Genomic DNA, 21,994 nt, shown 5'->3' on the forward strand with positions numbered 1-21,994 from the left:
GGGCATTCACTTTGCGAGCGGCTACGCAGGGTGAAAAGCAGCGGGTCGGCAGTGCCGCCAGGCTGTGCCAGGATAGGCTGATTGACGCAGGAGGGCGTATGGACGGAATGGAAAATCTGATGCCACGGGAGAAGATGTTGCAGTACGGCATCGAAACGCTAACGGATGTTGAGCTGCTGGCACTGTTTCTGCGCATCGGCACACGTCATCAGGATGTACTGAGTTATGCCCAGGCGTTACTGCAGCGTTTTGGTTCGCTTTACGCCCTGCTTTCCGCTGATAAAGCGCAACTGGTTGCTGTAGACGGACTAGGGCTGGCGAAATATGCGCAACTGAAGGGGATTGCCGAACTGGCGCGACGCTATTTTAGCTCGCAACTGGTCGAGGAAGCTGCGCTGATCTCTCCCTCGATGACGCGAGAGTTTTTGCAAAGCCAGCTGACGGAAGAGGAGCGGGAGATCTTTATGGTGATCTTTTTAGATAATCAGAACCGGGTGTTGAAACATAGTCGACTTTTTTCTGGTACTCTTAGCCACGTTGAGGTGCATCCGCGAGAAATTGTACGCGAAGCCATCAAAGTGAACGCCGCCGCCGTGATCCTTGCGCATAATCACCCCTCCGGTAGTCCGGAGCCGAGCCAGGCTGACAGGCTGATTACCGAAAGAGTGGTAAAATCTTGTCGATTCATGGAGATACGTGTGCTTGACCATCTGGTTATCGGCCGCGGTGCGTATGTATCTTTTGCCGAACGCGGCTGGATTTAGCGCCGAACTGGCGATCCTTAGGGATCTTTGTCTGTTCGGGACTTGAGCACATCGCCGAGTCAGCGTATACTACGCCACCTTTGAGAATCTCGGGTTTGGCATTTGGGCCTGGCAGTCGAGAGTTCACATTGAACTGCGATGACCAGGCTGTAAAGCCTGACGAGGCGCCAATACCCCATACGAAGCTCGAGCTAATTTGATTTTTGGAGAATAGACATGTCCCGAGTCTGCCAAGTTACTGGCAAGCGTCCGGTGACCGGTAACAACCGTTCCCACGCACTGAACGCGACTAAACGCCGTTTCCTGCCGAACCTGCACTCTCACCGTTTCTGGGTTGAGAGCGAGAAGCGTTTTGTCACCCTGCGCGTATCTGCTAAAGGTATGCGTGTAATCGATAAGAAAGGCATCGATACAGTTCTGTCTGAACTGCGTGCCCGTGGCGAAAAGTACTAAGTACTTAGAGGAAATAAATCATGGCTAAAGGTATTCGTGAGAAAATCAAGCTGGTTTCTTCCGCTGGTACTGGTCACTTCTACACCACCACGAAGAACAAGCGTACCAAACCGGAAAAAATGGAACTGAAAAAGTACGATCCGGTTGTACGTCAGCACGTTATCTACAAAGAAGCTAAAATTAAATAATTTTCGCCTCTTTGTAATGAAAACCCCGCCCCGGCGGGGTTTTTTATTGCCATTATTCAGGCAAAACACCTTCAAAACTTATCATATATCCCTCTTTTAATTATTAACCAGAAATCAATTAACATAATGAATGTAAAGGTTTTTCTTGTCTTGCTTGTATAGTCTGTCTATTCTTCCGGTACAGAAAACCAGCGACAGGGATTGTTATGGCCTCTTTTATTCCAGATGTTTCATTTATTGATAATAGCGAACAGCGCACACCATTAATTTTAGTCCTCGATTGCTCAGGCAGCATGCAGGGCCAGCCAATGGCCCAGCTGAATCAGGGGCTAAAGCTGCTGGAAGAGGAACTTAAGCAGGATGTGATCGCCGCGAAGCGCGTTCGGCTGCTGGTGGTCAAATATGGCGGCTATGATGAATGCGAGCTGTACGGCGACTGGTGTGATGCGATGGACTTCACCGCTCCGGTGCTTGAGGCCAATGGCCTGACGCCCACCGGGCAGGCTGTTAGCCTGGCGCTGGACGAAATTGAAGCTGAAAAGCAGCGCCTGAAAGCGGCTGGCGTCCCCTATACCCGGCCGTGGCTGTTTTTAATGTCGGATGGCGAACCTACGGACAACTGGCAGGCGGCTGCACAGGCGTGCCGTGATGCGCAGGCGGCGAACAAAGTCGCTGTGTTTCCGATTAGCGTAGGACTCGAAGCAACAGAGTCGATGGGGCAGTTCAGCCGTAGCGGTATTAACGGTGTGAAGCAGTTGAAGGGATTACAGTTCCGCGAGCTATTCCTCTGGCTCAGCGCCAGTATGCAGGTGGTGTCGCAGTCGACACCGGGCGGTAAAGCGCAGCTGCCGCCGACGGATAGCTGGTCAGAAATTTCGGTCTGACGCCATGAACTGGCGCGTATACGCAGCGTCGGTCATGGGGAGCAGCCACCGACAAAATCAACTTCCCTGCCAGGATGCCTTTTGCTACCGCAATTTGGGCGATCGGCTTGTCGCCGTTGTCTGTGATGGGGCGGGCTCTGCCGCGTATAGCGAGCAGGGCGCAGCCATGGTCGCGCATGATCTGGCTAATCGACTGGCGACGTTCACCACTGCACCGGATGAAAAGCAGCTGGTGGCGCTGGTCGGGAGCGTGCGTGAGACTGTTCTGTTACAGGCGCAGGCACAGGATATTTCCCCGGGCGATTTTGCCTGTACTGTTCTGGCCGCGTGGCTGGGCGAGACTGCCTCTGTGATAGTGCATATTGGCGATGGCGCTGCGGCGTTAAGCCTGGGTGCCGAACAGCACTTATCCCTGCCCGAAAACGGCGAATACGCTAACCAGACCTGGTTCCTGACCAGCGACGACTGGCGGGAGCATTTACATATCAGCCCGTTTTCTGGCAGAGCCACGCGGTTGGTAATGATGACTGACGGCGTGCAGCCGTTTGCGCTCAACCGGCGTGGGGATGCGCTGTTCTCTCCGTTTATCGATCCGGTTTTGCGTTATATACAACAGTCTTCAGAGGCAGAGGGAAGCGAAGCGCTGTGCGCCACGCTGGATGACCCGCGTACCTGGGCGATAACCGGTGATGACAAGACACTTCTGGTAGCCCTGCGTCATGAAGCATAAAAAACTGCCGGTCTGCTATACGGAACTGCGTCGCACGGTACGTCTGGGGAAACTGATCAAAAGCGGTGGCGCAGGGAGTGTCTATTTCCTGGCGGATGATCCTTCCCGCGTTGCCAAACTTTACCATCCGCACACCGATACCGCTTACTACCAGCGTAAGCTCAGCGCCATGCTGGCGCAGCGGCCCGCGATCCCCGCTCCCGCGGAAGATGCGTCGATTGTCCAGCTGGCGTGGCCCGACTATTTGCTCTACGACGAGCGCAAGCGCGTTGTCGGTTTTGTCATGCCGGTTCTGGACACCCAGCGCACCATTGAGCTGGAGTATATTTTACAGGCACGGCAGGCGAAGGCGCACCATCTGCCGGAAGGCATCGGCGCGAAAGTGAGCCTGGCTTGCAACCTTGCTACCCTGGTCTCTACGCTGCATGCGCGACAGCACCGGGTTATCGACATGAAACCGGTCAACCTGCGGTTCTATCGCGACAGCCTTTATATCGCGCTGCTGGACTGTGATGGCTTTAGCATTCAGGGCGAGGGTGAGCGTTTCCCTGCAGGGCAGTTTACGCCGGATTATCTGGCGCCGGAGTTTCAGCGTATTGGGCAGGTACCCGGTGAGCAGGAAGAAGCGCAGGATCGTTTCTCGCTGGCGGTGATTATTTTCCAACTCCTCAACCATGGTATTCATCCCTACAGTGGTCGCTCGATAGCGGCGAAGGTACCCGATGATTTACCGGGTCGTATCGCTGCCGGCTGTTATGCCTACGGGATAAACGCAGCGACGACTATCTCGCCGGTGCCGGCCAGTACTCACCATTTGTTGCCGGTTGAGCTGCGTAAGCTGTTCGATCGCGCATTTAGCGGTTCGCCCGCCCGACGTCCTTCCGCCGATGAATGGGCGCAGGAGCTGCGTCCTTATGCGCTACGCAGCACGCAAAAAATTATTCTTTGTCATCAAAAACACCAGCATTTCGCCGGGATGCCGTGTCTGGTCTGCGCGCGAAAAAAACAGGTTGTTGCGGGAATAAAACAGGCAAAACAGCGTAAACAAGCGGAAACCGATCGCCTGCGGGTCGCGCCTGTAGTGCGGCAGGCTCGTAGGGCGCCAGCCGCTGCCGTACCTCGTCAGCCTACCGGGCCGGGGCCGTTAACCCTGCTGTGGCGCAGTATTCGCAGCAGCGTTCCTTCGTTTGCCTGGCATGGCGCGCTGGCGCTGATGAGTACGCTGATTATGGGGGGGCTGGCGCGCAGTTTTGCCCGGCTCAACGACGCTGGTCCAGCATGGTTTGATATTGCGGCGTTACTGATTATTTTTATCTGGGTGGCAGCGCTGATATTCCGGTCCATTATTCGGAGTAAGCCATAAATGACGCTGAAATTAAGATATCTCATTCTCTTTTTCGCGTTGCTGATGGCTTTTGTAGCGCCGGATCTCGTCTTCTTGCTGTGGTCCGCGCCATTTCGCTTAATGGATAAGCTGCCGCTGTTACCTGCTGCGCTTAATGATCCCCAGCGTTTATATCTCTATGGCCTGTGGCTGGGGGGAACGATCTATTTTTCCGCCCTGATGTGGGTGGCAGTTACCCGACGCAATAAAGGCTATCTGATTGTTGCTGTGGCGCAGCTGGTTTTTGTCATGGGCATTACGTTATTCAAGGTGCCGATTGGCGAGCAAAATCAGCGGCGCTGGCAGAGTATGAATCAGCTGGAAACGCCCGCCTGGAGCGATTTTCTTTATAAACGACATGCCCGTTTTATTCAGATAGCGCTACAGGGGGGGCCGTTGGATCAGCATAAGATCACCGAGCAATTTCTTGCGCAGAAAAAACCGCTGACGGCGCTGCCGCTTGGCTGGAATGACGAAGATGCCGCCGCCGCGGATGCGCTCTGGCAGCAGGCGCTGGGCTATCGTGAACGGGAAGCGAAAGCATTACCCAAAATGATGGATTATCTGGCCTGGATGCCGGATCGTGGCGATCTGACGCTGGCAACGGCCGTCCTGACGCTGACGAGCGAGGCGGATAAAGCGCAGGCGGAAACGGCGTTTCGCCGGGCCATTGCCATTGAGCCGGAAAATCCGGACGCCTGGCTGGGCTGGGCAATCGCGCTGATCGAGGCCCGCGATATTGCGCGAGTGCGAAATACGCAGTTTCAGGCGCTCACGCAAAGCATTACAACCGGATTGTTGATGGCGGAGGGTCTGAAGGATAGACCGCGGCAGCCTGCGCTACAGCAGCGGCTGGCAGCATACATCGCGCAAATGCCGGTGGACGATCGGCAAATCCTGCACATTTTGCAGGCGCGCATGCAGACGCGCGCCTGCGATTTGCCACTGGATAAGTATGCAACGGAGCAGGGCGAAGCGAGCAAGGTGCTGCCTTTGGCAAAATCAATCGTGTTTAAAACTGCTCCCGTGCGTAGCGTCAGCCCGATTAACGAACGCTTTCCCGGCCACGTCAGCATTGATACGGAGCACTATGGCATCAGGAAAGAGAGTTTGCAGGCGATGCCGTATCCGGCGATACATAAATACATCAAGTCAGCGACAACCATCCTCTCGCTGGATACTGACGCCAGCGGCGAGCTGTTAAACGTGGTCGTTGAGTGCAGCAGCGGCATTCCCGAGTTCGACCAGGCGGCGCTGTACTATGCGCAGCAGTGGCGTTTGGGTTCTCGCCGGCAGGGAAAACGTGTGTTGCTGCCGGTGAGCTTTATCAGCGATCGTGTACCGCCGGAGGAGTACTATGAGGAGATGGAGGCGCGGGCGATGCGCATCTCCCGGCTGGCCGCTCGCCATAATAAAACGGCGATGGAAAGCGCCAGCAAGGAGATGATTGCGCAATTTACGCGAATGAAAACACTGTTTCCGCAACAGAAACTGAGCGCGGAAGAGGCGCGTCAGTTACAGCTTATCTACCTCAAAAAACGGGATAAAACGACCAAAGGCAGAATAGAAAGCTTTACTGAAATGACGCAGGCGATGGAAGCCCTGGTGGATACGCACCCGTACTACGCGCCGCTACTGAAAGATCTGGCCTTCAGAAAAAGTTACGCTTCCTTTGAGAAGAAGCGGGCCACATGGTCGCAGCTGCTGGCGCTGGCGCCAGAGGATCCGCAGGTGTGGATGGCCTGGGGGAGCGTGTGGGCCGATCGCGATCCTGAGCTGTACATGGGCGCGATGATCGCTTCCATGCTGCTACAGCCGTTCACCGAGGATACCGAGCAGAAAATAGAGAATATCAAAACGAAGCTGCTGATGCGGGTTGGCATGGGGCCACGTAAGGCGATTCTTTCGGCAAAAGTCTACGCCGACTATGGCGATATCCTCGGGGAAAGAGCGAAAGGAGAGAATACGGCAAAGGCCGCGGAGATCTTACCCGCCAGTGAAAAACTGGATCGTCAGGAAGCCGTCGCCCCCCTGGATCCCGCGCAGCGCATGACGGTTGATATCGATCGGGATGAGGTGTTGAATGCTGCTCTCTTCAACGTGGAGTGGAAAGCGCCGCAGCGGCCGGACGGACAGCGGGTAGAACTGACCGTTGATATCGATGACACAGGCATGCCGACGCTGGTACTCGTCAGCAAAAGCAGCGCAGTGGAACAGTATGATGCGCAGGCGGTCGATATGCTGTGGCGCTGGAACTTTAAGCCGCTGCCTGATGCGAGGCGCATAACCGTTGGCGTGAATTTTCTCCACTAATCGCGTCGCTGCCTCCTGAACGAGGTAAAATAGTGGCGCCTGCCTAAGTTGATGAGGAAAATCATGCCTGAATTACCAGAGGTTGAAACCAGCCGCCGCGGCATCGAGCCGCACCTGGTTGGCGCAACTATTCTGCACGCCGTTGTGCGCAATGGACGGTTGCGCTGGCCGGTATCCGAAGAGATTTATCGTCTGAGCGACGTTCCGGTGCTCAGCGTGCGTCGTCGCGCTAAATACCTGCTTCTGGAACTGCCTGACGGCTGGATCATCGTCCACCTCGGGATGTCGGGAAGCCTGCGCATCCTGAGCGAAGAACTGCCGGCAGAAAAACACGATCACGTTGACCTGGTCATGAGTAATGGCAAGGTGCTGCGCTACACCGATCCGCGTCGCTTTGGCGCCTGGCTGTGGACCAAAGAACTGGAAGGCCACCCGGTGCTGGCGCATCTGGGGCCGGAACCGCTGAGCGACGCCTTCAACGCCGACTATCTCCAGCAAAAATGCGCGAGGAAGAAAACCGCGATCAAACCCTGGCTGATGGATAACAAGCTGGTAGTGGGGGTCGGCAATATCTACGCCAGTGAATCGCTGTTCTCCGCCGGGATCCATCCTGACCGGTTGGCGTCCTCGCTGTCGCGGGACGAGTGCGAGCAACTGGTGAAGGTGATCAAGCTGGTCCTGCTGCGTTCGATAGAGCAGGGCGGCACTACGCTGAAGGATTTCCTGCAAAGCGATGGCAAGCCGGGCTATTTTGCCCAGGAGCTGCAGGTCTATGGCCGCAAGGGCGAGCCATGCCGGATCTGCGGTACGCCGGTCGTCGGGACCAAACATGCCCAGCGGGCGACTTTTTATTGCCGCCAGTGTCAGAAGTAGTCTCAGGAACACGAATGTTTGTAGGCCAGGTCAGCGTAGCGCCACCTGGCACACAGACGGGGACAGAGCAGCTGATAGGTTACTTCAGCTTATTCAGCAGCGCCTGATGGACGTTCGCTGGCAGGAAGTGAGAAACATCACCCTGATGGCGCGCCACTTCCTTCACCAGTGAGGAAGAGATAAACGACCACTCTTTGCACGGCATCAGAAACACGCTCTCCAGCGTTGGCATCAGATGGCGGTTCATATGGGCCAGCTGCATCTCGTACTCAAAATCCGCCACCGCCCGCAGGCCGCGAATGAGAATATTGGCCTGCTGCGCGCGGGCGAAATTGGCCATCAGATCGCTAAAGCCGACCACCTGGACGTTCACCAGATGGGCCGTCGCCTGCTCCGCCAGCGCAATGCGTTCATCAAGGCTGAACATCGGCTTTTTGCTCGGGCTGGCGGCGATAGCCAGCACCACTTTATCGAACATGCTCGCCGCGCGGGTGACAATATCGATATGGCCGTTGGTGATGGGATCGAAGGTACCCGGATAGATCGCTTTTGTGCTCATGATGACTCTTTCTCCGAGTAGCCGTGGTTCAGCGCCCACAGCTCGGTATATTTTGTAAACGTATACTGGGCATTGACCATCGCCAGTAACCAGCCCTGCTTACCGTCCAGCACCCCACCGCGCAGCAGCAGCGTCTTGAGAAACGCGCCCAGCGTATGGCTGAAAATCCCTGCCATCGAGGTCTTCTTGCCCTTGCGGTGGCGCTCAAGCGCCCACGCGGCGGCATACGCCAGCTGTTTTTGCTGGAAGCCCGCAAAGTCGCGGCAGGTCAAGTGCAGGAGATCGCCGGTCAGCGGAATAACCTCGGCGCCAAGGCTATCCAGCGATTCATGGACCAGATTATCGTTATAGCGGTAACGGGCGCGTTCGTACAGGCGCAGGACGCGATCGGGATACCAGCCGCTGTGGCGCATAAAGCGTCCCAGGAAATAGTTGCGGCGAGCGATGCTGTAGATAGCGCCGCGCTGCGGCGCTGCCAGCACCTTGAGAATAGCCTGCCTGAGTTCAGGCGTGACGCGCTCATCGGTATCGATCATCAACACCCAGTCGCCGGTGGCATAGTCCTGCGCGCGCTGGCGCTGAATGCCATAGCCTCGCCAGTCGGTATGGGTATAGACCTGGGCGCCGAGACGACGGGCCAGCTCGACGGTATTGTCGGTACTGCCGGAGTCGAGGACGATAATTTCATCCGCCCAGCTAACGGAGTCGAGACAATCCGGCAGCAGATCGGCTGCATTTTTGGCGATCATCACCACGGAAAGCCGGTTCGACATTAATGACTCCGCTGCGGCAGGTAGGGTTGCAGTAACTGTAGCAGACGCGACAGCGCGCCCTGGTTTTGATGCAGTACTTCCACCGCGTGACGGCCATACCACAGACGGTAGTCTTCATCAGTGAGGAGCGTGGACACCTCTCTGACCAGCGAGTCGGCGTCGGTAACGGTAATCAGGCCATCGTCCTGCTGCAGCTTGGCGCAGATATCTTTGAAGTTGAAGGTGTGCGGCCCCATCAGCACCGGAATGGCGTGCGCCGCCGGCTCGAGCGGGTTATGGCCGCCGCGCTCCACCAGGCTGCCGCCGACGAAGGCGAGGTCGGCAATGCCGTAGAGCAGCATCAGTTCGCCCATGGTATCGCCAATCACCACCTGGGTACTGGAAGAAGGGATCTCGCCGGTGCTGCGCAGGGTGAAGCTCATTCCGGCCTTTTGCACCATCTCACGCGCGTCGGGGAAGCGCTCCGGATGCCGGGGCACAAGGATCAGCAGCAGGTTCGGGAAGGTCTCCAGCAGCTTTTTATGCGCCTGCAGGATGATTTGCTCTTCGCCGTCGTGGGTGCTGGTGGCGATCCAGACTTTACGATGCGGCGCCCATTGCCGGCGCAGCGTTACCGCCCGGGCCGCCAGCTCAGGCGTGACCGAGATATCGAATTTCAGGCTACCGGTGACCGCCAGCTGGTTGCGCTTCAGCCCCAGCGAGAGGAAGCGGTTACCATCTTCTTCGTTCTGCGCCGCGATAAGCGTAATGCGGCTTAACAGGCGGCGCATAAAGCCGCCCAGTTTGGCATAGCCTTTAGCGGAACGTTCGGACAGGCGCGCGTTGGCAATCACCAGCGGGATCTTACGCTTATGCAGCGCGGCCACCATATTTGGCCACAGCTCGGTCTCCATAACGATCACCAGCTTCGGCTGAACGGTGTTCAGGAAACGGTTCATGGCGCCGGGCAGATCGTAGGGCAGATAGACGTGATGAACATCTTTGCCGAACGCCGACATGGCGCGCTCGGAGCCGGTTGGCGTCATTGTGGTGACCGTGATCGGCAGAGAAGGGTAGCGGTGGCGCAGGGCGCGAACCAGCGGAATGGCGGCTAAGGTCTCGCCGACGGAAACGGAATGCAGCAGAATGCCATCCGGCTCTACCTTGTTCTGACAGTAGCCATAGCGTTCCGCCCAGCGTTTACGGTAGGCAGGAGCCTTACGGCTACGCAGCAGCAGCCGCAGCCACACCAGCGGCTGAATAAGGTAAAGTAGGGTGGTATAAAGCAATTCCAAACTATTTATCCGTTCTCTGTTTTGGCGGGCAAATTCTAAGCATTTCGCCCGCGTAAAGCTATCTCTTTGGCGGAAACAGCGGGTTTTTGGTCTATCCCGCGTGGCGATAACGCTTAATACGCAGATAGCGGCGTCCCAGGCGCCAGCGTAAACGGAAAGTACAGGCGTTTTTCCAGATTAACCGCCAGATACCGCGATCGAAGAATTCGTTAATAATAACATGCTTTTTCGACTCATCTTTCATGCTGTCGAAGGTATGGATGATCCCCAGGCCTTCTTTGGCAATCTGCCAGCGACAGGCGGCGATATGGCGCACTTTATCCGGGTAGCGCTGGTTAATCGCCTCCAGCATCTCCAGAATCTTCATATAGTGGCGCGCCGAACGCATCAGCGTGTCGTCGTTGTCCGGCTTATGCGATACCGACTCAGAGTGAATGTAGTAATCATAGAACTGCTGGCTGGTGTACTGCACGCGCTCCGCGGCCAGCAGGGCCTCTGTGGTCCATGGGATATCCTGATGGCGCAGGCCCGGCTCGAAATGGAAGTTGTGCTGGCGGATAAAGTCGTGGCGATAAATATTGAGCCAGGTGACGTGCAGAAACTTCCGCGAGTCCAGGGCCTGCTTAAGCCAGACATGGCCCGGCAGCACGCCGGTCGAGGGCAGGCGATCCAGCGGGAAAATCGGGTGGCTCTCGCGGCGCTTTTCGTACACGTAGGTGCCGTTGCAGGTGGCGATATCGAGATGTTCTTTCTCGGCCATCTCCAGCAGCGTGCAATACATGCCCGGATAGAGTTTGTCGTCGATATCCGGAAACGCCAGATATTTGCCGCGGGCGGCGGCGAGGCCGGTATTGCGCGCGACCGAGACGCCCTGGTTTTCCTGCTCCAGCACCTGGACATTCTGCAGCCGATCCCGCCATTCAGCGATCACCGCCAGGCTGTTGTCCGTCGAACCATCGTTCACCAGGATCAGTTCATAGCTGTCCAGCTGCTGCTGTTCAAGGCACTCAAAGAATTGCGCAAGAAATTTCTCACCGTTGTAGACGGCAGCCACGATGCTCAATAAAGGCGTTTGACTCATAAATCTTCGATCCTGGTTAACTAACGGCGTCAGGTGCGCTGCAGCTGACGGTACTGCTGACAAATGGACACGACGCTGAATTTTTCCAGCGCGGCATCGTCGATGGCCGGCGGGTTATGGTAAATGCTTTGCATCGTCTGAGCCAGCGCCGGACTGGTCAGATCCGCCAGACCGCGGGCAAGTTCGCCGGTGAGGATCTCGGTGACGCCGCCGGGGCAGCGGGTGCTGGCGACCGGCGTATGCAACAGCAGCGCCTCCACCACCACATTGCCGAATCCTTCGCTATCCGAGCTCAAAACCAGCATCCGCGCGCCTTTGATCCACGGTAAGGGGTTTTTCTGAAAGCCTTTGAACCACACCCGGTCCTCAATCTGCAGCGTTTTCGCCAGCTGGCGCAGGCGCTGCTCTTGCTCCGGTTTTCCCTGGCCTAACAGCACCAGCGGTGCGTCGATGCCGCTTTGCGCATAGGCTACGAGCAGGCGGTCGTGGCGTTTGCCCGGATGGAAGCGGCCGACGTGAATCAGATAGTCACCGGCCGGGCGCTCGCTGTCGGCTTCCGCCTCAGCTCGCAGGGCAGTGATATCGAAGGGGTTGTAGATAGTCTTCAGCTGCGCCGGACGCAGGGCGAAGGCTTCAACCAGATCGCGCCCCACGGCGTCGGAAACCGTCACCACGTTGCGACCCTGGTAAATTCGCTTAATCTTCTGCTGCTTCATCCAGCGGTCAAAGCCGGTGCGATGTCCGAGGTAGGAGGCAGAGAAGACGCCGTGCAGGCAGAACCAGACGTTACGCTCGCGCAGTGCCCGGCTGCGGGCGACGATGCGGTCGGTTTTGTGCAGGTTGGAGAGCACAAGGTCAAATTGCCCCTGCTGTTCGGCCCGGATGACCGCGGCGTCCAGCTGGCGGGCGCGGCGGGACAGCTCGGTCAGCTTGCGCCACGGTTTACGGCAACGATCGGTCACCACCTGGTAGTCGAGCCCCTCGGGCAACGGATACTCGCAGACGTCGCGCAGCGAAATGAGCGACACCCGATCGCCGTCGCGCAGGAACTGTGCCGCCAGGGTCAGGACCACTTTTTCCGCGCCGCCGCCGGCTAAACCGTCAATCACAAATAAGATGCGCATCGTTATTTCACCAGATCCTGATAAAGAGAAAGCAGCTGGGTTGAGAGGCGCTCGCTGGTGCAGTCCATAATACGCTCGCGGGCGTGGCCGCCTTCCGCGGAGCCCAGCGCGCGCGGCGGCAGGGCCATCACCGCCTGCTGCAGCGCCGGGATATCCAGGGCATCGCAGACGTAACCGTTGTGCCCCTCGACGATAAACTCCGCCCCGCCGCAGCCGGTGGTGGTGATCACCGGCAGACCGCAGGCCATCGCTTCGAGGATCACGTTGGGGAACGGATCGTAGAGGGTCGGCAGCAGCAGACCATCGGCCATCTGATAGAAGGGCAGCGTTTCCGACTGCATGCCGAAGAAGCGCACCCGCGCTTCGCAGCCGAGGCTCTTCGCCAGCGCCTGATAGCGCGGCTGATCCTTATCTTTGCCGACCACCAGCAGATAGCGATCGGTGGGAGCGATGGCGCGGATTGCCGCCGCCAGCCCTTTACGCTCAAAGCCGGAGCCGACGTAAATCAGGCAGGTCGCCTGCAGCGGCAGCTGCCATTTGGCGCGTAAGGCGGCAAAGGTCTCTTCGTCCGGCGGCAGGAAGCGCTGGTTGTCAATGGCGTTGTAAATAACGTGGATCTTGTCCGCCGGCAGGCCAAAGTCTTCGATAATTTCGCGCTTGATCATCTCGGCGTTGCAGATCACCCCGCGCAGGTGTGAGTCTTCATACATCTCGCGCTCCGCCTGCATGACGTAGCGGTGGTAACGGTCGGCGAACAGCAGGCGGCTTTTCCAGGCCGGTAAAATGCGCGAGCGCTGTTGCAGCCAGCGGCGATGAACGCCGTCGCCAGCGCGGTAGAGATCGCAGCCGGGAATACGTTCATGGCTCTGCACCAGGTCAAAAGACTCACGCTGCCACAGCGCACGCGCGGCGTTGGCAAAGCCGCGCTCGCGGCTGATGCGCCCCCACTTACGTGGGTTACAGATATGGATCTGCCAGTCCGGTTTCACCGGCCCCTGCCATTCGCGGGTGATGACGTTCAGCTGCAGATGACTGCTGTCGAGGGCTTCCAGCGCGCGGGAGACAAACCGTTCTGCGCCGCCGTCCGGGCGGTACTTCTGCCGCACCAGAGCCAGCCTGAATTTACTCATGCCAGTACCTTTTTCGCCGCCGCGATCACGGCGTCGGTAGGAATTAAATCGAGATAACGTTCGTCGGTGTTGGTGTTGATAGCGTCCGGATCGGGCAGCGGACCGAAGTCGCCGGCCCAGATCACCTCGCCTTTCGCCTGCCACGGACGCCAGAAGGTCAGCTTCGAGGGGCCGAACAGGGCGACCAGCGGAGTGCCAAGAGCCGCAGCCATATGCATCGGCACCGAGTCGACGCCGATAAACAACCGGGCATGATCGATCACTGCTGCCAGCTGGCGCAGCGTTAACTGGCCGGCTAAAGAGTGCAGTCGCGCCTGCGGGCAGCCGGCGATGATGGTATCCACCATCTTCTTCTCTCTATCATCGGGGCCGGAGGTAAGCACCACCGCGTACCCCTCGGCGGACAGCGCGTTGATCAGCGCACTCATACGATCTTCGCGCCAGCATTTAAAGAACCAGCGCGACGTCGGCTGGATGACGATGTAGTTTTCCCGGAACTCCTCTGGCAGCAGGGCGCGGCTGGTGGCCCAGTCTGCTTCGCTGTAGCCCATCCGCGCCGGCGCGTCGTGCAGCTGGATACCAAGTGGAGCGAGAATAGAGAGATTCTGCTGTACCGTATGCAGCTGGTTGTGCTGTTGGGTTGAGGCCAGCGCGGTGTGGCAGTAGCGCCAGAACGGGTGGCGGCGCTTTGGGAAATCAAAACCAATCCGCGTCGCGGCGCCGGTCAGTTTGCTGATAATCGCGCTCGGCCACTGGTCGGCAAGGTTAAGCACCATATCGTATCGCTGCTGGCGCAGCGTCTGAATGAGCTGCCATTGCATCTTTAGCTGATGCCTTTTTCCCTGCTTTTTCCAGCGGCGATCGAGACCATAAATATGGTGGATATCGGGGTTGGCAGCGAGCATATCGCGGGTCTCTTCATACAGCAGCACATCCACGCTGGCGGCGGGATACTGCTGTTTCAGCGCGTGAATAAGCGGCGTGATCAGCAGCATGTCGCCATGATGGCGCAGCTTAATGACCAGGATCCGCGCCGGGTTCAACGGGCCGCGGGAGAGGGTTTCAGGCGTCATACTCTGTTCTTCATCCAGGATAAGGGTTCCGATTCTAGGGGATCAGACAGATTGAGAGAAGCGTTGTATTGCTCTACCATGACCCGATACGTATGGCCTGAGGACGTTTTCGTGCACAATCCCGCATTTCTCATCACGATTGATACAGAGGGCGATAACCTCTGGCAAAAACATGACAGTATCACCACCGAGAATGCGCGCTATCTCCCGCGTTTTCAGCAGCTTTGCGAAAAGTATGGCTTTAAACCGGTCTATTTGACCAATTATGAAATGGCCATCGACCCTTTTTATATCGAATTTGCCAGAGACGTGATTGCCCGCGGCACCGCGGAAATCGGCATGCATCTGCATGCGTGGAACAGCCCGCCGACCGAGCCGCTGACCGCCGATGACTGGCGACATAAGCCTTATCTTATTGAATACAGCGATGCCATGATGCGTGAGAAGGTCGACTATATGACGCGCCTGCTGGAGGACACCTTCCAGACCAAAATGGTCAGCCATCGCGCCGGGCGCTGGGCGTTTGACGAGCGCTATGCGCGTCTGCTGGTGGAGTACGGGTATCAGGTGGATTGCTCGGTGACCCCGCGGGTGAACTGGAAGACCGCCAAGGGGGCGCCGCAGGGCGATGGCGGGACCGATTATCGCCGCTTCCCGCAGCATGCCTATTTCCTCGATGAAAATGATATCAGCCGCGAAGGCCACTCTCCGCTGCTGGAAGTGCCGATGAGCATTCAGTACAAGCACTCAGCGTGGATGAACAGCGTGAAGCAGGGTTACGATCGGCTGCGTGGCAAAGTGCGTTCTCCCTCCGTGCACTGGCTGCGTCCGATGGGCGGCAACGTGGAGACGATGAAAAAAGTCGTCGAACAAACGTTGACGCAGGGCAATGACTACGTGGAATATATGCTCCACTCTTCAGAGTATATGCCCGGCGGCAGCCCCACGTTCCAGAATGAACGGGATATTGAGCGTTTATACGCTGACCTTGAAGCCTTTTTTAGCTGGCTGGCGCCGCAGGTAAAGGGAATGACGTTGGCAGAATATTACCAGCGGAAAATCACACAGCGCTAACACAGCTCAAGGTACCGTATGCGTATCCTTAAACAATTAACGCGGAAAAAGAATGCTTTTTTCCGCGGCATTAAATTTAATTTAATTAACTATCGATACAGAAATAAGCCGGCGCGTAAAGCCTTTGACCCGGCGCCTGTGCACCGCGTACTGCTATTGCGTCTGGACGATAAAGTCGGTGATATGGTGGTTACGACCGGCTGCGCCAGAATACTGGCTGAACGGGGATATCAGGTTTCGGTGTTAACCGGACCAATATGCTGCGAAATATTAGCAGGCTCAGAATTCATTCAACAAGTATATTTATATCGGCCGCGCATGTCCTTAAATGTTTTAAGGGCGGTGGGCTTTGATGCGGTTATCGATTTTGATGACGTCACCAGCTATGAACGCTTTAAATTACTCGCCGATTTACGCGCGACCAGCGTGATTGGCTTTAATAAAGATCAATATAAACTTTACGATCATTCGATCGCTTTTTTTGACAGCAACAGCCATATTTCCCAGCGCTATAAACAGGTAGTGAAGCTGTTTGGCATCGTTGACGACCACCCGTATCACTATCATCTCCCCGGCTGCCGCCATGAGCGGGAGAAAGTAGCCCGCTTGCTTTCCCAGGCCGGAGAGGTCGAACTGCGTATTGCCATTAACCCTTTTACCGCGTCCGAGGATAAAGACTTCTGTCGCCACCAGGTGGCGACCCTGGTTGAGCGGCTACATGCTCTGCCTTACCGGGTCTGTATCGTGATGGTGGGGCGCAGTGAAAAAATCCGCCAGCTGGGACTGGATATGGCACTGTACATCGCCGACAGCACCATCAATTCCGCTGTCGAAGTGATCCGCAGCTGTGATTTAGTCATTACGCCGGACACCTCGATCGTGCATATTGCCCGGGCCTTCGATAAGCCGATGGTGGCGGTCTATAACAAACGCAAACTCAAAGATACCGGGCTGCCCGGCTATCACATCTGGGCGCCGGGCTATGACAAGGCGAAACAGATCGTCTGTGAAGAGGCAAATGTCGCCGATGTGGCGATTGAGTCGGTGTGGCCCGTGATTCAGGAAGAGGCCGACCGGCTGGTCGCCGCCCGCAGTTAATCGAGAGGTTAATATAAAAAGGGCCGCTGACGGCCCTATTTATTAGCGTTTTTCCGCCAGCCCTTTGCTGAGCGCAATGCCCAGCGGCAGCCAGAACAGCACCCAGGTCTCCCGGGGATTGCTGATGATAAACATCCCCTGAGAGGCCATAAACACCAGCGCGTAAAACAGGATCGCCAGACTGTAGCGGCTGTCGGTGCGGCGCTTGCGCCACGCCTGCCATAGCCCGCAGGCAATGACCGCCAGCAGCAGCAGTAAGCCCACGATGCCGCCTTTCAGCAGGGCACCCATATACACGCTGTGGGTGGTAGTGATGTGCTCGCCGCTGTAGTTGATGAAGTCCAGTTCATAGCTGAAACCGCGCCCCAGCCACGGCTGGCTGGCCATCTCCGACAGCGTATGGTGCCAGATACTCAGGCGCAGCCCACTTTGGGTGCCCAGCTCCTCGAAACGGGCGAGCAGCATATCGCCCACCGGTGTTACGACCAAAAGCAGCGCTACCAGCACGGCCAGCGCAGCGGCGATCAGCAGGTTACGGCGGGTAAAGACGTGCAGGTGCAGCGTACAACCGACCGCCAGCACCAGGGCGATGATTGGCCCGCGGCTTTGGGTCAGTAGCATCATGACCAGCATGATGGCGACCGGCAGATAGAGCCAGTGGCTGGCTTTTTCTTTCAGTAACATGCCGCAGATTAAAATGCCGATGCCGCAGTAGCCGGCAAGGTCGATAACGTTCGTTGGTCCAGGGTTCTCGGGGGAGACCGCACGTTCAGTGAGAACCAGCGTGTGGTCGATAATCAGCGTCCACAGTGAGAGCACGGTGATCCCGCCAACCACCGCCAGCATCGCCAGGCGGCGGGTTCGTTCGTCGCTGAGCAGCAACGCCATCAGTAACAGATAGCCGGTCAGATACACGCCGTGGGTGATCGGCGAGTCAATATGCTGTGGCGTATGGCCCCACAGGTTACTGAGGGCGTAATAAATAAAGAAGACCGCCAGCAGCGTCCAGGTCTGCCACTGTTCGCGTAACACCCCGGCCAGCGCCTGGCGGTTTTCCTGGCGAACCAGCGATAGCAACAGCAGCAGGATCGATAAATGCAGCAGGTTATTGGTCCGGGTGGACATACAAAAAATCGCGCTAAAAAATAAAAACAAAGGAAAGACAATCGAGTAACCCTGTCTGGCGAAATTACTCACTTTTAAAGTACTCATTAAACGCAACCTTTTCGAAGATAGTGTCCGGCACAGCGCTTTCTGGAGAAAAATTAATTACCCGGATCTGGCGTTGCTGCAGTACCTGCGCGGCATGCGCAAAGGAGGGCATGACGAGGGTATCCACTTTCGTTGCCAGATATGAAGGCAATTTTTCTTGTTGTGTTTCGTAGAATCGCGGCTGGTTAAAGTTGGTCATATCCAGGCCGCTCACCAGGATCGTATTGAAGCCCAGCCAGGCGAGAATTTGCAGCGCCCAGTAGACCACCGTTCCGGCATCGAAAACCCCCTGGCGGATATCGGTGCTAAAGCAGATATCCGGGCGCTGGGGATGAAAGCACATCGCCGGATTCTGCTGATATGTGCGCTTTATCGCTTCGCTGGCGACTTTCGGCTGGTAAATCTTATAGCAACCGTCCTCAATCAACGCCAAACGGCAGCGCAGCACATCCGCATGGCGATCGATAATTTTGGCGACCCCATGCATGGTGGTGAATAACAGAATGTCCGGCTGGCTGACAATGGCGCGGATAATGTCCGGCTTTTTATCGAAAAATTCCATGTCGACGATGGTATAGAGCGAAAAATGCAGTCGATCGGCAAGATGCCAGGCGCCATTGACGCCCATTACCGGGATCGTTTTCGATAGCAGGGAAAAATCGATATTGCGGGTTGAAGGGCCGGTGGCGGTCAACAGGACTTCGCCCTGCATGCTGTTTTTCAGCGCGCTCAGGCTGACCAGCGGCACCGTTTTCCCTTTATAGCGTAACGCGCTGATTTCGCCGCTTGGCGCGCGCGTGATGCGGGTAAAAGGCCACAGATTTTCATTGTGGCGATACGCGCGAGGGCGCGTATAACGATAGATCTGTTTAAACAGGGATCCCATCAGAGCAGCCCCTGATTTTGCAGGAGAAGATGAACCTGGCTGGCTGAAATATCGCCGGTGCTGGTGCTGTTTTCCGGTCTCACGATATGCTGATTTTTACCGTATCCGCCAATCAGTCCCGGATCGGTCGGGCCATAGAGCGTGAAGTTCGGTTTATCCAGCGCGGCGGTCAGATGGCTCAGTCCGGTATCGACCGAGACGACGGCCCGGGCGCCGGCCAGAACCTGCGCCACCTGCTCAAGGCTCATGCGCGGCAGTACTTCAACATACTCCCGTCCTTCCGCCAGTCGTTTTGCCCGCGCCTCTTCGTGTGGGGCGCCCCACGGCAGCTTAATACGAACGCCGCTGTCGGCAAGCAGATCGAGAAGCTCCTGCCAGCGGGGTTCCGGCCAGTGTTTATCGTCGCGGGTGGTGGCGTGCAGGAAGACCAGATAGGGGGCGGCAGCGCTAGCCTCATGCTGCAGGAAATGGCGCGCAATGGCGTAATCTCCCTGCGTCTGGGGTTTCGCGTAGCCGAGGCTTTTGGCGAACAGCTCGCGGGTACGCTCCACCGCATGCTGCGGTTTCGCAATGTGGTGGCGGCGATTGTAAAACAGGCTGGCCAGCGGCTCGCGGGCCGTTTGCCAGTCCATACCGTGTTTCACGCCGTGTGCCAGGCGAGTGACCAGCGCGGCGCTTTTTACCAGCCCCTGGGCGTCGATGATGACATCATACTTTACCGCCTGAACGGCCTCGCGAAAGGCTTTACGCTCGGCTTTAATCGGCGCGGAAAACCAGGCCTTACGCCAGCGACGAATCGCCACTGGAATGATGCGTTCAACGCTTTCATGCCAGGAGGGGATTTGCGCGAAGCCTTCTTCCACCACCCAGTCGAAGCGAATACCGGGGTGCGCCTGCGCCGCGTCGGTTAGCGCGGGCAGCGTGTGCAGCACATCGCCCATCGATGAGGTTTTTACGATCAATACCCGCATCCGCTATGCTTCCTCGTGCCCGGTTTTTTCCGTCAATAGCGCATTCAGCTCCTGCAGGACGCGTTCTGGCGTAATGTCGATCAGGCTCTGATGATAACCTTCGGCGGCATCGCCTTTGCGCACTTTGTGGTAGCCGGTAATCAGACGGATCACCCGCGCTTTATGTGACAGCGGAGGGGTGAAGTCCGGGCTGCTCGGGCCATACAGCGCCACCAGTGGGCGGTCCAGCGCGGCGGCGACGTGCATCAGCCCCGAATCGTTAGTCACTACAGCTTTACAGGCGGCGATCAGAATGACCGCCTGCTCCAGCTGGGTTTCACCCGCCAGGTTGCGGCACCAGGCCTGCTGCTCGCTGCTGAGCGCGGCGATGATCTCTTTGCCGGCCTCGTTATCTTTTGCCGAGCCGAATAACGCAATCTGATAGCCATCGTCGATGAGCTTTTTCGCCAGCGCAGCATAGTGATAGTGCGGCCAGCGTTTGGCCGGGCCGAACTCCGCGCCGGGACAGAAGCCGATGATCGGCCGGTCGTTCGACAGATTAAAGGCGCTGCAGGTCTGTGATTTTTCGCCATCGTTGACCTGCAGCTGCGGCCATAGCAGAGGTTGCGGCAGATCTTTGGCGCAGCGCATGACGCCGTTGTCATAGGCCAGCGCCACGTAGCGTTCCACCATCAACGGCCAGGCGTCTTTATCCAGCACCCGGGCGTCGTTGAGCAACCCGTAGCGCATCTCGCCGCGCCAGCCGGTGCGCAGCGGGATGTTGGCAAAGAAGGGGACTAATGCCGATTTAAACGAGTTCGGCAGCACGTAAGCGCGATCGTAGCGACGCTCGCGCAGGCTATGGCCGAGCTTGCGGCGTTCACCGATAGCCAGCGCGCCGTGGCCCAGCGGCATCGGGATCGCTTCGTTCACTTCCGGCATGCGCGATAGCAACGGACGGCACCAGGCTGGCGCCATCACGTCAATAATCGCCTGGGGATAGCGCGCCCTGAGCGTACGATAAAGACTTTGCGACATCATCATGTCGCCCACCCAAGACGGGCCTATCACCAATATTTTCATGCTTGTTTCTTACGCGTCGCGGTTGAGCCAGGCCATATATTCCGTTACGCCTTCGGCAACGGTTTTGAACGGTTTGTCATAGCCCGCTTTGCGCAAGTTAGTCAGATCCGCCTGCGTGAACGCCTGGTAGCGGCCTTTCAGTTTGTCCGGGAACGGGATGTACTCGATGCTGCCTTTTTTGTGGTATGCCAGGGTCGCATCGGCGACGGCCTGGAAGGATTCCGCGCGGCCGGTGCCAAGGTTGAAGATGCCGGAAACGCCGTTTTCCCAGAACCACAGATTGACGTCAGCTACGTCGCCCACGTAAACGAAGTCGCGCTTGAAGCCGTCGCTGCCTTCGAACAGTTTCGGACTTTCGCCATTATTCAGCTGGGTATTGAGGTGGAAAGCCACGCTCGCCATGCTGCCTTTATGGCCTTCACGCGGCCCGTAGACGTTGAAGTAGCGGAAGCCGACAATCTGCGAATTGGCTTCCGGCAGGATCTGGCGCACGTATTCGTCGAACAGGAATTTGGAGTAGCCGTAGACGTTCAGCGGCTGTTCGTACTCGCGAGATTCGATGAAGTCGCTGGTGCGTCCGCCGTAGGTGGCCGCTGAAGAGGCGTACAGGAACGGAATTTCGCGCTCCAGGCAGTAGTGCAGCAGCTCTTTGGAGTACTGATAGTTGTTGTCCATCATGTACTTGCCGTCCCACTCTGTGGTGGAAGAGCACGCGCCTTCGTGGAAGATAGCGTCGATGTCGCCGAACTCTTCGCCCGCCATAATCTGGATCAGAAAATCTTCTTTATCCATGTAGTCAGCGATGTTCAGGTCAACCAGGTTCACAAACTTGGTGCCGTCTTTCAGATTGTCGACAACCAGAATGTCGGTAATCCCTTTGTCATTCAGCGCTTTAACGATGTTGCTGCCGATAAAGCCTGCGCCGCCGGTTACGATGATCATAACTGTACCTTTGAAGTTGGGAGCCCGGAGACAATCCGGACATGAATGCTCATATCATATCACCACATGAGCAAGCCTACAGCCATTCGCAGAATAAGGTGCTGGGCTGACGTGATTTATGCTGCAAATAATTCATTCAGGCCTGC

General features: G+C 57.1%; 22 protein-coding genes. 10 read left to right on the forward strand and 12 right to left on the reverse strand.

Annotated features, from left to right (window positions below):
- The first annotated feature begins 98 nt into the window (after positions 1 to 98).
- The 8 genes from radC (at position 99) to mutM (ending at position 7,589) form a co-directional block, all read left to right on the forward strand.
- Positions 99 to 764: a RadC family protein gene (radC, locus tag B8P98_RS00685; RefSeq protein WP_025712198.1), complete on the forward strand. Its 666-nt coding sequence runs from the start codon at positions 99 to 101 to the stop codon at positions 762 to 764.
- 216 nt (positions 765 to 980) lie between these two features.
- Positions 981 to 1,217, forward strand: coding sequence for a 50S ribosomal protein L28 (gene rpmB / locus B8P98_RS00690; RefSeq protein ID WP_002436699.1), 237 nt, complete (start codon positions 981 to 983; stop codon positions 1,215 to 1,217).
- A gap of 20 nt (positions 1,218 to 1,237) precedes the next feature.
- Positions 1,238 to 1,405: a 50S ribosomal protein L33 gene (gene rpmG, locus B8P98_RS00695; RefSeq protein WP_002922510.1), complete on the forward strand. Its 168-nt coding sequence runs from the start codon at positions 1,238 to 1,240 to the stop codon at positions 1,403 to 1,405.
- A gap of 206 nt (positions 1,406 to 1,611) precedes the next feature.
- Positions 1,612 to 2,289, forward strand: a complete 678-nt coding sequence (locus tag B8P98_RS00700; RefSeq protein ID WP_025712196.1) for a vWA domain-containing protein — start codon at positions 1,612 to 1,614, stop codon at positions 2,287 to 2,289.
- A 34-nt stretch (positions 2,290 to 2,323) separates the two neighbouring features.
- Positions 2,324 to 3,019, forward strand: coding sequence for a PP2C family serine/threonine-protein phosphatase (locus B8P98_RS00705; protein WP_227673375.1), 696 nt, complete (start codon positions 2,324 to 2,326; stop codon positions 3,017 to 3,019).
- Positions 3,009 to 4,382, forward strand: coding sequence for a DNA-binding protein (locus B8P98_RS00710; protein ID WP_095032657.1), 1,374 nt, complete (start codon positions 3,009 to 3,011; stop codon positions 4,380 to 4,382). Before B8P98_RS00705 ends, B8P98_RS00710 begins: the two co-directional genes overlap by 11 nt.
- Entirely contained in the window at positions 4,383 to 6,716 is a 2,334-nt protein-coding gene (locus B8P98_RS00715) for a TonB family protein (protein ID WP_095032658.1), read from the forward strand. It abuts the gene before it with no gap.
- Positions 6,717 to 6,779: 63 nt separating this feature from the next.
- Entirely contained in the window at positions 6,780 to 7,589 is an 810-nt protein-coding gene (gene mutM, locus B8P98_RS00720; RefSeq protein ID WP_025712192.1) for a bifunctional DNA-formamidopyrimidine glycosylase/DNA-(apurinic or apyrimidinic site) lyase, read from the forward strand.
- A gap of 79 nt (positions 7,590 to 7,668) precedes the next feature.
- On the opposite strand, the gene coaD is transcribed toward mutM, so the two are convergent.
- From coaD to rfaQ, 7 genes are all read right to left on the reverse strand, one after another.
- The gene (coaD, locus tag B8P98_RS00725; RefSeq protein WP_025712191.1) at positions 7,669 to 8,148 is read right to left on the reverse strand and encodes a pantetheine-phosphate adenylyltransferase; all 480 of its coding nucleotides are present in this window, start codon (positions 8,146 to 8,148) and stop codon (positions 7,669 to 7,671) included.
- Positions 8,145 to 8,921 (reverse strand): glycosyltransferase family 2 protein, encoded by a 777-nt coding sequence (locus B8P98_RS00730; RefSeq protein ID WP_025712190.1) that lies wholly within the window; start codon positions 8,919 to 8,921, stop codon positions 8,145 to 8,147. Before B8P98_RS00730 ends, coaD begins: the two co-directional genes overlap by 4 nt.
- Complete coding sequence (gene waaA / locus B8P98_RS00735; protein ID WP_025712189.1) at positions 8,921 to 10,195, reverse strand: lipid IV(A) 3-deoxy-D-manno-octulosonic acid transferase; 1,275 nt, start codon at positions 10,193 to 10,195, stop codon at positions 8,921 to 8,923. The genes B8P98_RS00730 and waaA overlap by 1 nt, the downstream gene beginning before the upstream one ends.
- Before the next feature lie 91 nt (positions 10,196 to 10,286).
- Positions 10,287 to 11,276 (reverse strand): glycosyltransferase, encoded by a 990-nt coding sequence (locus B8P98_RS00740; protein WP_095032659.1) that lies wholly within the window; start codon positions 11,274 to 11,276, stop codon positions 10,287 to 10,289.
- 29 nt (positions 11,277 to 11,305) lie between these two features.
- Complete coding sequence (locus tag B8P98_RS00745; RefSeq protein ID WP_025712186.1) at positions 11,306 to 12,400, reverse strand: glycosyltransferase; 1,095 nt, start codon at positions 12,398 to 12,400, stop codon at positions 11,306 to 11,308.
- A 2-nt stretch (positions 12,401 to 12,402) separates the two neighbouring features.
- The gene (locus B8P98_RS00750; protein WP_025712185.1) at positions 12,403 to 13,530 is read right to left on the reverse strand and encodes a glycosyltransferase family 4 protein; all 1,128 of its coding nucleotides are present in this window, start codon (positions 13,528 to 13,530) and stop codon (positions 12,403 to 12,405) included.
- Positions 13,527 to 14,603: a putative lipopolysaccharide heptosyltransferase III gene (gene rfaQ, locus B8P98_RS00755; protein WP_025712184.1), complete on the reverse strand. Its 1,077-nt coding sequence runs from the start codon at positions 14,601 to 14,603 to the stop codon at positions 13,527 to 13,529. The genes B8P98_RS00750 and rfaQ overlap by 4 nt, the downstream gene beginning before the upstream one ends.
- 111 nt (positions 14,604 to 14,714) lie before the next feature.
- Here rfaQ and B8P98_RS00760 point away from each other — a divergent pair, with 111 nt between their 5' ends.
- Together B8P98_RS00760 and B8P98_RS00765 are read left to right on the forward strand one after the other, a co-directional pair.
- Positions 14,715 to 15,677, forward strand: coding sequence for a polysaccharide deacetylase family protein (locus tag B8P98_RS00760; protein ID WP_025712183.1), 963 nt, complete (start codon positions 14,715 to 14,717; stop codon positions 15,675 to 15,677).
- Positions 15,678 to 15,695: 18 nt separating this feature from the next.
- Positions 15,696 to 16,775, forward strand: a complete 1,080-nt coding sequence (locus tag B8P98_RS00765; protein ID WP_025712182.1) for a glycosyltransferase family 9 protein — start codon at positions 15,696 to 15,698, stop codon at positions 16,773 to 16,775.
- A gap of 42 nt (positions 16,776 to 16,817) precedes the next feature.
- On the opposite strand, the gene B8P98_RS00770 is transcribed toward B8P98_RS00765, so the two are convergent.
- The 5 genes from B8P98_RS00770 to rfaD are packed head-to-tail and all read right to left on the reverse strand — an operon-like array spanning position 16,818 to position 21,848.
- A complete protein-coding gene (locus B8P98_RS00770; protein WP_025712181.1) occupies positions 16,818 to 17,987 on the reverse strand; it encodes an O-antigen ligase family protein in 1,170 nt (389 codons plus the stop codon).
- Positions 17,965 to 18,873 (reverse strand): sugar glycosyltransferase, encoded by a 909-nt coding sequence (locus tag B8P98_RS00775; protein WP_025712180.1) that lies wholly within the window; start codon positions 18,871 to 18,873, stop codon positions 17,965 to 17,967. Before B8P98_RS00775 ends, B8P98_RS00770 begins: the two co-directional genes overlap by 23 nt.
- Positions 18,873 to 19,844 carry a lipopolysaccharide heptosyltransferase RfaC gene (rfaC, locus tag B8P98_RS00780; protein WP_025712179.1) on the reverse strand — a complete coding sequence of 324 codons (972 nt, stop codon included), beginning with the start codon at positions 19,842 to 19,844 and terminating at the stop codon, positions 18,873 to 18,875. Before rfaC ends, B8P98_RS00775 begins: the two co-directional genes overlap by 1 nt.
- Before the next feature lie 3 nt (positions 19,845 to 19,847).
- Positions 19,848 to 20,906, reverse strand: a complete 1,059-nt coding sequence (rfaF, locus tag B8P98_RS00785; RefSeq protein WP_080924195.1) for an ADP-heptose--LPS heptosyltransferase RfaF — start codon at positions 20,904 to 20,906, stop codon at positions 19,848 to 19,850.
- Between the two features lie 9 nt (positions 20,907 to 20,915).
- On the reverse strand, positions 20,916 to 21,848 hold the full coding sequence (gene rfaD, locus B8P98_RS00790; protein ID WP_023291355.1) for an ADP-glyceromanno-heptose 6-epimerase: 933 nt from the start codon (positions 21,846 to 21,848) through the stop codon (positions 20,916 to 20,918).
- Between the last annotated feature and the right edge of the window lie 146 nt (positions 21,849 to 21,994).

Source organism: Klebsiella quasivariicola (assembly GCF_002269255.1).
Taxonomy (GTDB): domain Bacteria; phylum Pseudomonadota; class Gammaproteobacteria; order Enterobacterales; family Enterobacteriaceae; genus Klebsiella; species Klebsiella quasivariicola.

Excerpts from the sequence above, each read along its gene's own strand:
- B8P98_RS00775 (WP_025712180.1), bottom strand. The coding sequence starts at position 18,873 with ATGGGATCCCTGTTTAAACAGATCTATCGTTATACGCGCCCTCGCGCG.
- rfaD (WP_023291355.1), bottom strand. The coding sequence starts at position 21,848 with ATGATCATCGTAACCGGCGGCGCAGGCTTTATCGGCAGCAACATCGTT.
- B8P98_RS00740 (WP_095032659.1), bottom strand. The coding sequence starts at position 11,276 with ATGAGTCAAACGCCTTTATTGAGCATCGTGGCTGCCGTCTACAACGGT.
- B8P98_RS00750 (WP_025712185.1), bottom strand. The coding sequence starts at position 13,530 with ATGAGTAAATTCAGGCTGGCTCTGGTGCGGCAGAAGTACCGCCCGGAC.
- B8P98_RS00705 (WP_227673375.1), top strand. The coding sequence starts at position 2,324 with ATGGGGAGCAGCCACCGACAAAATCAACTTCCCTGCCAGGATGCCTTT.
- B8P98_RS00730 (WP_025712190.1), bottom strand. The coding sequence starts at position 8,921 with ATGTCGAACCGGCTTTCCGTGGTGATGATCGCCAAAAATGCAGCCGAT.
- rfaQ (WP_025712184.1), bottom strand. The coding sequence starts at position 14,603 with ATGACGCCTGAAACCCTCTCCCGCGGCCCGTTGAACCCGGCGCGGATC.
- B8P98_RS00770 (WP_025712181.1), bottom strand. The coding sequence starts at position 17,987 with ATGAGTACTTTAAAAGTGAGTAATTTCGCCAGACAGGGTTACTCGATT.
- coaD (WP_025712191.1), bottom strand. The coding sequence starts at position 8,148 with ATGAGCACAAAAGCGATCTATCCGGGTACCTTCGATCCCATCACCAAC.
- mutM (WP_025712192.1), top strand. The coding sequence starts at position 6,780 with ATGCCTGAATTACCAGAGGTTGAAACCAGCCGCCGCGGCATCGAGCCG.
- B8P98_RS00710 (WP_095032657.1), top strand. The coding sequence starts at position 3,009 with ATGAAGCATAAAAAACTGCCGGTCTGCTATACGGAACTGCGTCGCACG.
- rfaC (WP_025712179.1), bottom strand. The coding sequence starts at position 19,844 with ATGCGGGTATTGATCGTAAAAACCTCATCGATGGGCGATGTGCTGCAC.
- B8P98_RS00765 (WP_025712182.1), top strand. The coding sequence starts at position 15,696 with ATGCGTATCCTTAAACAATTAACGCGGAAAAAGAATGCTTTTTTCCGC.
- rfaF (WP_080924195.1), bottom strand. The coding sequence starts at position 20,906 with ATGAAAATATTGGTGATAGGCCCGTCTTGGGTGGGCGACATGATGATG.
- rpmG (WP_002922510.1), top strand. The coding sequence starts at position 1,238 with ATGGCTAAAGGTATTCGTGAGAAAATCAAGCTGGTTTCTTCCGCTGGT.
- B8P98_RS00715 (WP_095032658.1), top strand. The coding sequence starts at position 4,383 with ATGACGCTGAAATTAAGATATCTCATTCTCTTTTTCGCGTTGCTGATG.
- B8P98_RS00700 (WP_025712196.1), top strand. The coding sequence starts at position 1,612 with ATGGCCTCTTTTATTCCAGATGTTTCATTTATTGATAATAGCGAACAG.
- rpmB (WP_002436699.1), top strand. The coding sequence starts at position 981 with ATGTCCCGAGTCTGCCAAGTTACTGGCAAGCGTCCGGTGACCGGTAAC.
- B8P98_RS00745 (WP_025712186.1), bottom strand. The coding sequence starts at position 12,400 with ATGCGCATCTTATTTGTGATTGACGGTTTAGCCGGCGGCGGCGCGGAA.
- radC (WP_025712198.1), top strand. The coding sequence starts at position 99 with ATGGACGGAATGGAAAATCTGATGCCACGGGAGAAGATGTTGCAGTAC.